Annotated in this window: 11 protein-coding genes; 6 read left to right on the plus strand and 5 right to left on the minus strand. The window is 34.5% G+C overall.

Annotation, left to right across the window (positions count from 1 at the left end; genetic code table 11):
- Positions 1-150: 150 nt before the first annotated feature.
- The 3 genes from GX308_00005 to GX308_00015 all read left to right on the plus strand — a co-directional run bounded on the left by GX308_00005 (position 151) and on the right by GX308_00015 (position 4,353).
- The gene (locus GX308_00005) at positions 151-1,509 is read left to right on the plus strand and encodes a PFL family protein (protein NLK20480.1); all 1,359 of its coding nucleotides are present in this window, start codon (positions 151-153) and stop codon (positions 1,507-1,509) included.
- Positions 1,510-1,604: 95 nt separating this feature from the next.
- Positions 1,605-3,062, plus strand: coding sequence for an aminoacyl-histidine dipeptidase (locus tag GX308_00010; GenBank protein NLK20481.1), 1,458 nt, complete (start codon positions 1,605-1,607; stop codon positions 3,060-3,062).
- A 76-nt stretch (positions 3,063-3,138) separates the two neighbouring features.
- Positions 3,139-4,353 (plus strand): AI-2E family transporter, encoded by a 1,215-nt coding sequence (locus GX308_00015; GenBank protein ID NLK20482.1) that lies wholly within the window; start codon positions 3,139-3,141, stop codon positions 4,351-4,353.
- Positions 4,354-4,387: 34 nt separating this feature from the next.
- On the opposite strand, the gene GX308_00020 is transcribed toward GX308_00015, so the two are convergent.
- Together GX308_00020 and pepT are read right to left on the minus strand one after the other, a co-directional pair.
- Positions 4,388-5,614 carry a tyrosine--tRNA ligase gene (locus GX308_00020; GenBank protein ID NLK20483.1) on the minus strand — a complete coding sequence of 409 codons (1,227 nt, stop codon included), beginning with the start codon at positions 5,612-5,614 and terminating at the stop codon, positions 4,388-4,390.
- Between the two features lie 454 nt (positions 5,615-6,068).
- The gene (gene pepT / locus GX308_00025; protein ID NLK20484.1) at positions 6,069-7,283 is read right to left on the minus strand and encodes a peptidase T; all 1,215 of its coding nucleotides are present in this window, start codon (positions 7,281-7,283) and stop codon (positions 6,069-6,071) included.
- Between the two features lie 148 nt (positions 7,284-7,431).
- Between pepT and GX308_00030 the strand changes: the two genes are divergently transcribed.
- The gene (locus GX308_00030; GenBank protein ID NLK20485.1) at positions 7,432-8,592 is read left to right on the plus strand and encodes an HD domain-containing protein; all 1,161 of its coding nucleotides are present in this window, start codon (positions 7,432-7,434) and stop codon (positions 8,590-8,592) included.
- 39 nt (positions 8,593-8,631) lie between these two features.
- Here the strand turns inward: GX308_00030 and GX308_00035 are convergent, their stop codons facing one another.
- The 3 genes from GX308_00035 to GX308_00045 all read right to left on the minus strand — a co-directional run bounded on the left by GX308_00035 (position 8,632) and on the right by GX308_00045 (position 9,960).
- A complete protein-coding gene (locus GX308_00035) occupies positions 8,632-9,045 on the minus strand; it encodes a twitching motility protein PilT (GenBank protein ID NLK20486.1) in 414 nt (137 codons plus the stop codon).
- 130 nt (positions 9,046-9,175) lie between these two features.
- Entirely contained in the window at positions 9,176-9,637 is a 462-nt protein-coding gene (locus GX308_00040; protein NLK20487.1) for a hypothetical protein, read from the minus strand.
- Positions 9,634-9,960 (minus strand): sporulation protein, encoded by a 327-nt coding sequence (locus GX308_00045; protein NLK20488.1) that lies wholly within the window; start codon positions 9,958-9,960, stop codon positions 9,634-9,636. The genes GX308_00040 and GX308_00045 overlap by 4 nt, the downstream gene beginning before the upstream one ends.
- A gap of 205 nt (positions 9,961-10,165) precedes the next feature.
- On the opposite strand from GX308_00045, the gene GX308_00050 reads away from it, so the two are divergent.
- Together GX308_00050 and GX308_00055 are read left to right on the plus strand one after the other, a co-directional pair.
- On the plus strand, positions 10,166-11,434 hold the full coding sequence (locus GX308_00050; protein NLK20489.1) for a LysM peptidoglycan-binding domain-containing protein: 1,269 nt from the start codon (positions 10,166-10,168) through the stop codon (positions 11,432-11,434).
- Between the two features lie 118 nt (positions 11,435-11,552).
- On the plus strand, positions 11,553-12,824 hold the full coding sequence (locus GX308_00055; protein ID NLK20490.1) for an O-acetylhomoserine aminocarboxypropyltransferase/cysteine synthase: 1,272 nt from the start codon (positions 11,553-11,555) through the stop codon (positions 12,822-12,824).
- Positions 12,825-12,937 lie beyond the last annotated feature (113 nt).

The raw sequence follows: 12,937 nt of genomic DNA on the forward strand, positions 1-12,937 counted from the left end.
ACTACGTTTTTTGGTATAATGGTCATGAGACTTGAACGCTCCTTTCTGGGAGGTAATGGTTGTTTGGCAATTTCCATTATACCAGAGGCGTTTCAGGTCTCATTTTTTTATTAAGTTAACAGAACATGATTTTTATTGAGGAGGAAAATTATGATTACGCGCTTGGAAGTACAGGAAACTAATAAAATGATTGAAAAGGCCAAGCTGGATGTTCGAACCATTACCTTGGGGATAAGTTTGCAGGATTGTGCGGATAGCGATATTAATAAGTTTAATAAAAATATATATGATAAGATTACAAAAACAGCAGAAAACCTTGTAAAAACTGGTGAGGAAATTGAAAAAGAATTCGGAATTCCCATTGTAAATAAAAGAATTTCAGTAACCCCAATTTCTATTGTGGCTGCAGGTACTAAAACTGATTCTTATGTGTCTGTTGCCCACGCCTTAGATAAGGCTGCAAAAGATGTTGGTGTTAATTTTATTGGGGGTTTTTCAGCCCTAGTTCAAAAGGGTTCTAATACTTCAGATAATATTTTGATTCAATCAATTCCCCAAGCTTTAGCAGAAACCCAAAGAGTATGCTCTTCCGTTAACTTGGGAAGTACGAAATCAGGGATTAATATGGATGCTGTAAAACAAATGGGGGAAATAATAAAACAAACGGCAGAGGCAACTAAAGATAAAGAATCTATTGGATGTGCAAAACTAGTGGTATTTTGTAATGCTCCGGAAGATAATCCCTTTATGGCAGGGGCCTTTCATGGGGTAGGAGAAAAAGATTGTGTCATTAATGTGGGGGTTAGTGGTCCGGGAGTTGTAAAAAAAGCTCTTGAAGCTGTAAAAGGAAAAGATTTTGAAACACTTTGCGAAACAATAAAAAAGACTGCTTTTAAAATTACAAGAGTAGGGCAATTAGTTGCCCAGGAAGCCTCAAGAAGACTTAATATACCCTTTGGAATTATTGATTTATCTCTTGCGCCAACTCCTGAGATAGGAGATAGTATTGCAGAAATATTTGAAGAAATGGGATTGCAAAATGCCGGGGCGCCGGGAACTACTGCAGCTTTGGCCCTTTTAAATGATAATGTTAAAAAGGGTGGAGTAATGGCATCCTCCTATGTTGGGGGGCTTAGTGGGGCATTTATTCCTGTTAGCGAAGACCAAGGTATGATAAGGGCTGTGAAAAATGGGGCCCTTACTTTAGAAAAATTGGAGGCCATGACTTGTGTGTGTTCTGTAGGCCTTGATATGATAGCAATACCGGGGGATACCTCTAATGAGACCATTTCAGGGATTATTGCAGATGAAATGGCTATAGGAATGATTAATGGGAAAACCACTGCTGTTCGTATTATCCCCGTAATCGGTAAAACAGTAGGTGATACTGTAGAATTTGGGGGACTTCTAGGCTATGCACCTATTATGGCTGTTAATCATTTTAGCTGTAAGGATTTTATTCATAGGGGAGGAAGAATACCTGCACCTATTCATAGTTTTAAAAATTAAATAAGGGGTTTAATTAAGCAAAACCAGGTCTAAAATATATAGTATAATAGACTTGGTTTTTGTTATGATATCTATGATAAAGGAAGGAAGATAATATGAATAATAAGTTGGAAGGATTAGAACCTAGAAGCCTATGGTATTACTTTGAAAAGATTAGCCAAATACCTAGGGGCTCAGGTAATGAAAAAGGCATTAGTGATTACTTAGTTAGGTTTGCACAGGAAAATAAATTATGGGTTATGCAGGATAAAGCTTTAAATATTATCATCAAAAAGCCTGGGACTAAAGATTATGAAAATGCTCCTACTGTAATACTTCAAGGACATATGGACATGGTATGTGAAAAAGATGAAGATGTAGAACATGACTTCTTAAAAGATCCTCTACGATTAAAAGTTAAAGGAGATTTTGTTTTTGCTGAGGGCACGACATTAGGAGCGGATAATGGAATTGCCGTGGCATATAGTTTAGCACTTCTAGCCTCAAAAGATATTCCCCATCCACCTTTGGAGGTTATTATCACAACTGAAGAAGAAACAGGAATGGAAGGCGCAGCCAAACTAGACGCGTCCTTATTAACGGGCAAAATACTTATCAATATGGATTCGGAGGAAGAGGGAGAATTTTTGGTTAGTTGCGCAGGGGGTGGACGTACTCACTTAGTACTAAAACCAAATTGGATTAATGAAGAAAAAAAAGCTCCTGTATATTCTATTCAAATAAGAAAATTAAGGGGTGGTCATTCAGGACAAGAAATAGATAAAGAAAGAGGTAATGCCAATAAAATGATGGGAAGGATTCTCACAGGTATCCAAGAGCAAATCCCCTTTAATCTAATATCTATTAATGGAGGGGCAAAGGACAATGTTATTTCAAGAGAAACCGATGCTATCATTCAAATTGAAGAAGAATATATAGATAAACTCACCAACTATATTAAAGAGTGGAATGATATATTTAGAAATGAATATAGAATTTCCGATCCTGAAGTTGTAGTAAAATTAGAATTCATAAGGGAAATGACCCATAGGTATTTATCAGAAGATACTAAGAAAAAAGCAATTACGGTACTTACTCTAATTCCTAATGGCATACAGTCTATGAGTATGGACATAAAAGGATTAGTAGAAAGCTCTACTAATTTAGGAGTTGTAACCACCGATAAAGATGAAATACGTTTTATAAGCGCCGTTAGAAGTTCAGTCAAAAGCCGTAAGGAGTTTATTATGAAACAGACAAAAATACTTGCTGATATGATAGGAGCAGATTATTTTACAAAGGGTGAATATCCAGAATGGCAATATGTGTCTGATTCTAAAATACGAGGTATTTTTGAGGAAGTCTACGAGAATATGTATGGTAATAAACCAAAAATAAATGCAATACATGCAGGGGTGGAATGTGGATTTTTTGCTGAAAAAATAAAAGGAATCGACATCATTTCTATGGGTCCTAATATGTGGGATATTCATACCCCAAATGAAAAATTAAGTATATCCTCTGCTAACAGAACCTGGGAATTCCTACTTGCAGTTTTAAAGAAAATAAGATAATTTTACAGCTATATTGTACTACGGCATTAAGGAGTGCATAATTATAAATTCACTTATGAAGAAAGATGTGATAAGAATGAGATTGCCGTGGGATAAACAATATTTAAAAATATCATTCCACGTTATATTTACACTGATAGTGATATTTGGGATAGGTATTCTTATTAAAAATATTATTCCTATAACTGTAAGTATAAGTTTAATTATCTCAAAAATACTTTCGATACTATCCCCTTTTTTTCTGGGGATAGCCATCGCCTATTTACTTGATCCTTTAGTAAATAATTATCAAGATATTGTGGTAGAGCCCATATGCCAGAAAATAAAGGATAGGAAACTATCCACTAAAAAAACAAAGAATATAAGAGAGAAAGTAAAAAAAGAAGATACAAGAACATGCTCTACATTACTTACTTATACTACGGTTATATTTGTGATTGTACTAATGGGAGCATTTGTTTCCACTAGCTTTGGAAATCACAAGGGCTTTAGGAATATGGATAATGTAGTTATCGGCATTAGGACATATGCAAATTCTTTTAATGATATGATCTATAGTGTACAACAAAGCTTAGAGAAAATGGGATTTTTGCAGGAAGCAGAAAATATAGTTGAAGAGTTTACATCAAAAATTGGAGGCATTGTACAAAATACCAGTGCAAAGATAATAGAAGGAATTACAAAGGCGGGAAACAAAGTAGTAGATTTTGCAATGGCATTGGTTATTTCGTTTTATTTATTGAAAGATAAGAAAAAATTTATAAATTTTACTAATAAGTTTTTAGAAACTTTTATTCCTGATAGGGTTTATAAAAACTTTAAAAGTTTTTGGGTTGATGTGGATTATGTTTTATCAGGATATATAAGGGGACAATTAATGGACTCTTTTATCATGGGTGTACTCATTGGAATAAGTGTTGCAATCATTGGGATTGACTTTCCTATTATTATAGGAATAATAGCAGGAATATCTAATATTATCCCTTATTTTGGGCCGATAATAGGGATGATACCGGCAGCTTTAATGGGCTTAATAAGTGGTAATCCGATGAAAGCTTTGTATGCAGTAATTACACTTTTTATTCTACAGCAAATCGACGGAGCAATCATCGCTCCAAAAATTGTAGGGGAAAGTGTAGATGTTCATCCTGTTGCTATTGTAGTAGCCATTATAGCTGGAGGCTCTTTGTTTGGTCTAGTAGGAATGCTTTTGGCAGTACCTGTTGCAGCACTTTTAAAACTAATATTCATCAGATATATAGATAGTAAAGCACAAGAGAAATCGGGATAGTAGTCTTATCCCGATTTCTCAAATCCATATTTTATTATACTAGTTGAACCCTATGAAATACTTTTTTTCCCTTTTGAATCATTATACCATCCTCTTTGAAGTCAGTTAATTGCACCCGATGGTCAATGTCTATAATTTTATTTTCTTCTATTTTGATACCACCTTGAAAAACCAAGCGGCGACCTTCAGAACGGGATTGGATGAGTTCAGTTTTTTGAAGAAGGGTTAAAATATCAATACCCTCCTTAAATTCAATTCTTGAAATCTCAGTAGTAGGAATAGAGCCACCCTTAGTGCCACCACTAAAAAGGGCTTTTGCTGCAGTCTCTGCCTTTTTTGCCTCTTCTTCCCCATGAACTATTTTTGTAACTTCAAAGGCTAAAACTTCTTTTGCCCTATTTATTTCTGCTCCTTCTAGGGAACTGAGCTTGTTTACTTCATCCATAGGAAGGAAGGTAAGAAGTGATAGGCATTTTTTAACATCTGCATCGGCAATATTTCTCCAGTATTGGTAGAAGTCATAAGGGGAGGTCTTTTCGGAATCTAACCATATGGCTCCTGATTCAGTTTTACCCATTTTATTTCCTTCGCTGGTAGTAAGGAGGGTAAAGGTCATACCAAAGGAATCATCATTGCCTATGCGGCGGATTAACTCTACGCCTCCTAGGATATTAGACCATTGATCATTTCCACCTAATTGTAATTTACAGTTATATCTTCTATATAACTCTAGGAAATCGTAGGATTGCATAAGAGTATAATTGAATTCTAGGAAGGAAAGACCTTTTTCCATTCGAGCCTTATAACTTTCAAAGGTAAGCATTCTATTTACAGAAAAATGAACTCCAATTTCTCTTAAAAAAGAGATATAGTTTAAATTAAGAAGCCAATCAGCATTATTAACCATAATGGCTTTATCTTCTCCAAATTCAATAAACTTAGAAAGCTGTTTTTTAAAACAATTGGAATTATGGTTCACAGTTTCTTCTGTCATCATTTTTCTCATATCAGACTTACCGGTAGGGTCACCTATCATACCCGTACCCCCACCAATAAGGGCAATAGGTCTATGTCCCGCTCTTTGCATATGCGCCATAGCCATAATTGTGACAAAATGACCTACATGCAGACTATCGGCAGTAGGATCAAAGCCTATATAAAAAGTCACTGATTCTCTTCCTAACAATTCTCTTATTTCACTTTCATGGGTTGTTTGTTGTATAAATCCTCTCTCGTTTAGAACATCAAATGCATTCCTCATAATAATTACTCCTTTTTAATAATTTTACAAATAAAAAGACCCCTCGTCTTATAATTATAAGGACGAGAGGGCCCGTGGTACCACCTTAATTCATATACTTTAAACAAAAGCATACCTTAACTCTATAACGGGGAGAACCGTCAGATTATCTGATGTTTAAGGGGTGTAATTCGTGTATTCATGTACTGCAAATCTTTCACCGGCCGATTTGCTCTCTTGAATTGTAACCATGAAAAACTACTGCGGATTTTGTACAATCCATTTACCCTATCATTACATTTCTAGTATGATTGTATGTTATAATATCACAAACCTTAAATAAACTCAAGAAAAACCGTAGGCCCATTAAAAAATCATTATTTTGAGCCATGTTTTGAGCCATCATTCCTCTGATATTATCATGGAATACTAGCGGCTGAGCGCTCTGAGCATAGCGAAGGAACTCAGGATGGAGTTATGCCTCTGCAATTTTAACAATCACTGCCACAGCTTTTTTCATAGCATCAGTGGAGATATATTCATACCTCCCATGAAAATTATCTCCCCCAGTGAAAATATTAGGGCAAGGCAGTCCCATAAAAGACAATCTAGCACCATCTGTACCGCCGCGAATAGGCTTCACCCTAGGCTCAATTCCTACTGATTTCATAGCATTAAAGGCCCTATCTACTATTTCCATTTTACCTTCTAGTTTTTCTTTCATGTTAAAATATTGATCTCTTAATTCTAATACTGCCGTATGGACTCCATAGGTATCATTAATTTTTTTAACAGCCTCTTCCATAAAAGTTTTACGTTTTTTAAAATCAACCATATCGAAATCTCTAATAATGTAAACTAACTCAGTCTTTTCTACATCACCATTAAAATTGTTAAGATGATAAAAACCTTCATATCCTTCAGTATGGGCAGGGGTTTCGTGCTCAGGGAAGAGATGAGCAAATTCAGTACCTATTAGGACGGCATTTTTCATCTTGTACTTTGCAGTTCCGGGATGGATATTTTGGCCATGTATTGTAATTTTGGCTTGGGCTGCGTTGAAATTTTCATATTGTAGCTCCCCTAATAAACCTCCATCAATAGTATATGCAAAATCGGCATCAAACTTTTTAACATCAAACAAATCAGCACCTCGCCCAATTTCCTCATCGGGGGTAAAGGCGATACGGATTTTACCATGTTTAATTTCAGGATGGTTATTTAGATACTCCATGGCGGTGAGAATTTCCGCAATCCCTGCTTTATCATCGGCGCCTAGTAGGGTTGTCCCATCTGTTGTAATAAGGGTATGACCAATATAATTTTTTAGCTCTGGAAAAACTCTTGAAGACAAGATGATATTGTTTTCTTGATTTAGTATAATATCCCTTCCATCATAATCTTTAATAATCTGAGGATTGATATTTTTCCCTATCATATCGGGACTTGTATCCATGTGGGAGATAAATCCAATTGTCTTAGTTTCTTTTTTTGTATTAGATGGAAGAGTTGCCATAACATATCCGTTTTCATCTACTTCGACTTCTTTTAAACCTAAATCAAAGCATTCCTCTGCCAATGTTTTCGCAAAATCCAGTTGGGTCTTTGTACTAGGGCATGTGGATGAACTTTCATCAGAAGTGGTGGAGTATTTTACATATTTTAGAAACCTTTTAACAACCTTATCCATAAAAAATCTCCTTATTAGTAAATTTCATATTATTATATGGTTTATTTTAAAAGTAAAAGTTTCATGATAATAATTAACCTTTCATAAGATTGAAATTTATAGTAAAATAATATATAAGTAGTCTATGTAATTTAGAGGAGTAGTATTAATGAAAAAGATAAAATTTATTCCCTTTAGGTTCAAATTAGGTCTAGTAGTGAGTGTATGGGTGTCTTTGGTAATTATTTTTTTAGGAACTAATATCTATAATAATATAAAACATACAATGGAAAAGCAATATAATGTTAATGGTAATGTAATGAATGCCTTAGAAGCATCAAATTACTATATGCTATATAAGGCTTTAGATAAAATAGCATTATATATATTTATTGCTTTGATTATTTCTATTGGGATTTCAATCCTTTTGGGGAGTGTATTGGCTAATTTCATTTCTAGACCAATAAAGAAGATGATGGTAGGAATGGAAGAAATATCAAATGGTAATCTTAATTATAAGATTGATATAAGGAGTAAAGATGAGTTTAGGCTCCTTGGAAGAAACTTCAATAATATGACCCATCATATAAGAAAACTCATAGAAGAAAGAAATAAAAGAGAAGAGGAATTAAGTAATAAGAATAATGAAATATTGGTGCAAAGGGACGAAATCAATGCATTATACGAAGAAACTACAGCAATGAATGAAGAATTGGAATTTTTGTTACATCAAAATCAAAAGAATTATTTTGTAACAGTAAAAGCCTTGGTAAATTCCATAGAAGCAAAGGATAAGTATACCAGAGGCCATTGTGAAAGAGTTATGGAATATGTATTAAAAATTGGAGAAGCTATGGATTTAACACAAGGTGAGCTTGAGGATTTAAAGTATGCCGCCCTCTTACATGATGTGGGCAAAATAGGAGTCCCATCAAGTATAATTAACAAAGGGAGTAAATTGACTGAAGATGAAATGGAATTAGTTAAAATGCATTCAATATTGGGCTACGAAATACTAAAAGATGTTCCATTCTTAGAAAATGCTAGGAAGGCGATACTCCATCATCATGAGAGAATAGACGGAAGAGGTTATCCCGATGCACTAAAAGATAAGGAAATCAGCCTATTATCTAAAATTCTCGCGGTTGCAGATGCCTTTGATGCCATGACAACGGGTAGATCCTATAGAATGATACCCTTTACAAAAAAGATGGCCCTAGAACAATTAATAGAGAATAAGAATTTACAATTTGATCCTGAAATTGTGGATATATTTGTTACATTAATGGAAAGAGAATACATACAGGATTTGTCCCAAAACATAATATAATTAATAGCATAACAAAAACCCCCAAACCGGGGGCTTTTATTATGCTATTAAAAAGGTTTTTAATGGGTCGGGGATTTCTTTGACTTTGCAGCTTATTCCTATAACAAAGTGTACATTATATTTTTTTGATATTCTTTTTAATTCATCCAAAAACGGGTGGATTTCTTCTAAAGAGAGGTTGGTGAGTTTTAGAAGCCCATCGATATATATATTCTCGATATCATGGTCTTGAGATATAATTCCACATATGAATCCAAAGAACTGTTTGTAATCACTAATTGGAAAATCATTTACCTCAATAAAACGAATCTTATGGTGCAAATTAAACATATGACCGCGATCATGATCAAGATATACTACATTACCTTTAGAAGTTTTGATAGATTGGTTGGCCATGTTGATTAAAAGCTTGCTTTTACCTTCACCTTGTTCTCCCGCAATGATTTGTATCATAGGAAACTCCCCCTTTAATATAATTGTACAACTTTCCATATATTAATTATATTCTTCATGTAATTAAAAAAACCTTTTTTAAAAAAAGATTTAAAAAAAAGGTCATATATTAAAGGAAAATAAAATCTTATTAACTTCCACCCTTGGTTTTTTCAATAGTGTAATATATATACATGGTATCTGTTAATACAATTGCTTTAATCTCTAACTTGTATTCCCCATCCTCGTATTTTAAAATACGACGGTTCAATGCATTGTAGATTAAATTTATGTCTATTTTGTTTAATTCTTTTCCTAATTGATTACTTAATAAAATTTTGATATATTGATTTATCTCATTTTTAGGAAATAAATGAACATCATTATTTTGAATAATAGGGTATATCTCATTTAATATGGGAGTTTCCTTTTCTTTGGGTATAGTCTTAAGTTTTTCTAATTTAGTTAAACTATCTTCAAGTTTTGCAGACAAATATTCATTTTCTTTTATTATTTCATCAAGTTTGTGCATATATAAAGTATTATAAGAAGTTGTTCCCATGACAAAACCAAATATAAAAATCCACAGGGCTGAAAATCGGATAGTCCTCATGATTTATACACCCCTAAGGAATGAAGAATTACATATCCTATATGGGCCCCTGCAAATGCGCTTATAATATAAAGCATTTGCTTTACTACTGCTTTAAACTCCCCTTTTAAAATTCCTAAATCCAAAACCTCAAAGGAAGAAAAGGTCCCACCTAGGGCCACAATAATTGCCCAGAGTTTTAGCTGTTCTGAAAAAACAAGCATCATTTTAATTGGCTTTTCATTACATAAAACCGCGGCGGCTGAACCGAATAAGGCTCCTCCAAGTATTACCCCTAGGGCAATAAAAAAACTATAAATCATCGTGCACAAGAGTTTATTCATATCGTCACCTCAATTAAAATTATTATGGTGTTGGATAAAACCAACAAAAATATAGGGTTTTTTATTAATCTTATTAAATTTTATGAGGATATGAAAAAAAATAAAACGAAGAATTATAAATTGTAGATTTGTTGTTCCTTAAGTACACGTTTGTTAAATGGTGGAGATAGGATAATATAAGAATTTATAAAGGAAGGTGAATTAATTGAGAGTCTTACGTAAGGGTATGAGTGGTTCTGATGTTTATGAATTACAGAGTATTTTAAAGGTAATAGGATATAATCCAGGGGATATTGATGGAGTATTTGGACAAAAAACAGAAAATGCAGTAAGAGATTTTCAAAGGAATAATGGTTTAATGCCAGACGGGGTAGTTGGGTCACAGACATATCAAAAATTAGAGCCTTTTCTAGTTGGTTATGACGAATATACAATTCAAAGGGGAGATACGCTTTATAAGATTGCTAATAGGTATTATACAACGGTATCTAGCATTACCATAGCGAATCCGGATATCAATCCTTTCTTCTTAAATATAGGGGAGCAAATTACCGTTCCATATGGAATAGATGTAGTTCAAACGGATATACCTTACACCTATTCTGTAATGGAAAGAGATATTCATGGTTTAGAAATGAGATATCCGTTTTTAACAGTAGATACCATAGGAAAAAGTGTAGAAGGTAGAAACTTATACATGATTAAGTTAGGGGATGGACCAAGAGAAGTGTTTTTTAATGGTTCCCATCATGCTAATGAATGGATTACAACACCGCTTCTAATGAAGTGGATTGAACAATTTTCTAAAGCCTTTGCAAGGGGAGGAATTATAAGGGGTTATCCCACAAGGACCATATGGGAACAAGCGACCATCTATATAGTTCCCATGGTCAACCCTGATGGGGTAGAATTAGTTATTAATGGGATATCTCCTAGGAATCCGAGATACAATCAAGTTGTAGGATGGAATAGAGGGGATATTGATTTTAGCAGATGGAAGGCAAATATAAGGGGGGTCGATTTAAACCGTAACTATAATGCTTCTTGGGAAGAATACAAGGAAGTTGAAGCTAGCCTTGGAATTAACGGGCCTGGTCCATATTTATATGCAGGACCCAATCCTGAATCGGAGCCGGAATCAAAGGCTGTAGCTGATTTCACTAGAAGTCATAATTTTCGTCTTGTTTTATCGTATCATACCCAGGGTGAAGTGATTTTCTGGAATTATAGAAATTTACAACCGCCAGAGGCTTTAAGAATTGGAGAGCTTTTTGCATCAGTTAGTGGATACACTTTGGCAGAACCGGCAGGGGCAGCGCTATATGCAGGATATAAGGATTGGTTCATAAAAGAATATAGAAGACCAGGATATACGATAGAAGTAGGACTAGGAATAAATCCACTGCCTATTTCACAATCTGGTAGAATATATGAAGACAATGAGGAATTGCTTCTTTTAGCCCCTTTAGTATAGAATTATAGGAGAAAGTTTTACTTGACATGATATGATTTTGTATGTTATCGTATAAAAAATTCATTAGGCTCTCCTTTTGGAGAGCCTTCTTATACTTAGAACAAAAGGAGGAATCAAAATGGGAAACTGGCAGCTAGAAACCAAAGCAGTACAAGGAGGTTATACTCCTAAAAATTCCGAACCTAGAATATTACCTATATACCAAAGTACTACATATAAATACGATAGTGCAGAGCATGTGGCAAAATTATTCGATTTAGAGGCAGATGGACATATGTATACTAGAATAAGTAACCCCACATTGGCTGCATTTGAAGAAAAAATGACGATTTTAGAAGGAGGAGTAGGTGCTTTATCTACTTCATCCGGACAAGCGGCTACGACTTTAGCTATCCTTAATATATGCAGGTCAGGGGAGCATATAATAGCTGCAAGCACCCTTTATGGCGGAACTTTTAGCCTAATGTCTACGACATTAAAAAAGGTTGGTGTAGAAGTAACTTTTGTTGACCCGGAAAGCAAGTCAGATGAAATAAAGAAACATTTTAAATCCAATACCAAGGCTATATTTGGCGAAACCATAGGGAATCCCGGTCTTAATATCTTAGACTTTGATAAGTTTTCCTCTATAGCCAAAGAGATGGGCGTTCCTTTGATAATAGATAATACCTTTGCTACTCCATATCTTTTTAGACCCTTAGAGCATGGGGCTAATATAGTAATTCATTCTGCCACGAAATACATCGATGGTCATGCAACTAGTGTAGGTGGAATTATTATAGATGGGGGAAATTTTGATTGGGCTAATGGTAAGTATCCAGACTTGGTAGAACCTGACCCAAGTTATCACGGTATAAAGTATGTCGAGCAGTTTGGAAAACAGGCATATATTGTAAAAGCCAGAGTACAACTTCTAAGAGATTTAGGTTCAACATTAAGCCCTTTTAACGGATTCATGATGAATTTAGGCCTTGAAACCCTTCACATCAGGATGGATAGGCATAGTGAAAACGCTATAAAATTAGCTAAGTTTTTAGAAAATCATCCTAAGGTTGCTTGGGTGAGCTATCCTGGACTTCCTAGTCATAAGTCCTACTCTTTAGCCCAAAAATACCTCGCTAAGGGTTGTAGTGGAGTGTTGACCTTTGGAGTTAAGGGTGGGAAGGAAGCAGGAATCAAATTTATTAATAATGTTAAATTAGCTGCATTGGTTGTTCATGTAGCTGATGTAAGAACTTGCGTATTACACCCTGCTAGCACTACCCATAGACAATTAACTAGGGAGCAGCAGATATTCTCGGGAGTAACAGAAGATTTAATAAGGGTATCTGTGGGTATCGAAAATATAGATGATATTATTGATGATTTTGATCAGGCCCTTAATAAATAAAGCCCCTTATGGGGCTTTATTTGCTACTGCTAAATGACCTTCCTTGCAACAGATGTTTTGGATGATATAATATAATGAATAATATATAAATATTCAAACTTTGTTCATGATTT

It is taken from the genome of Candidatus Epulonipiscium sp. (genome assembly GCA_012519205.1).
Classification (GTDB): Bacteria; Bacillota; Clostridia; order Lachnospirales; family Defluviitaleaceae; genus JAAYQR01.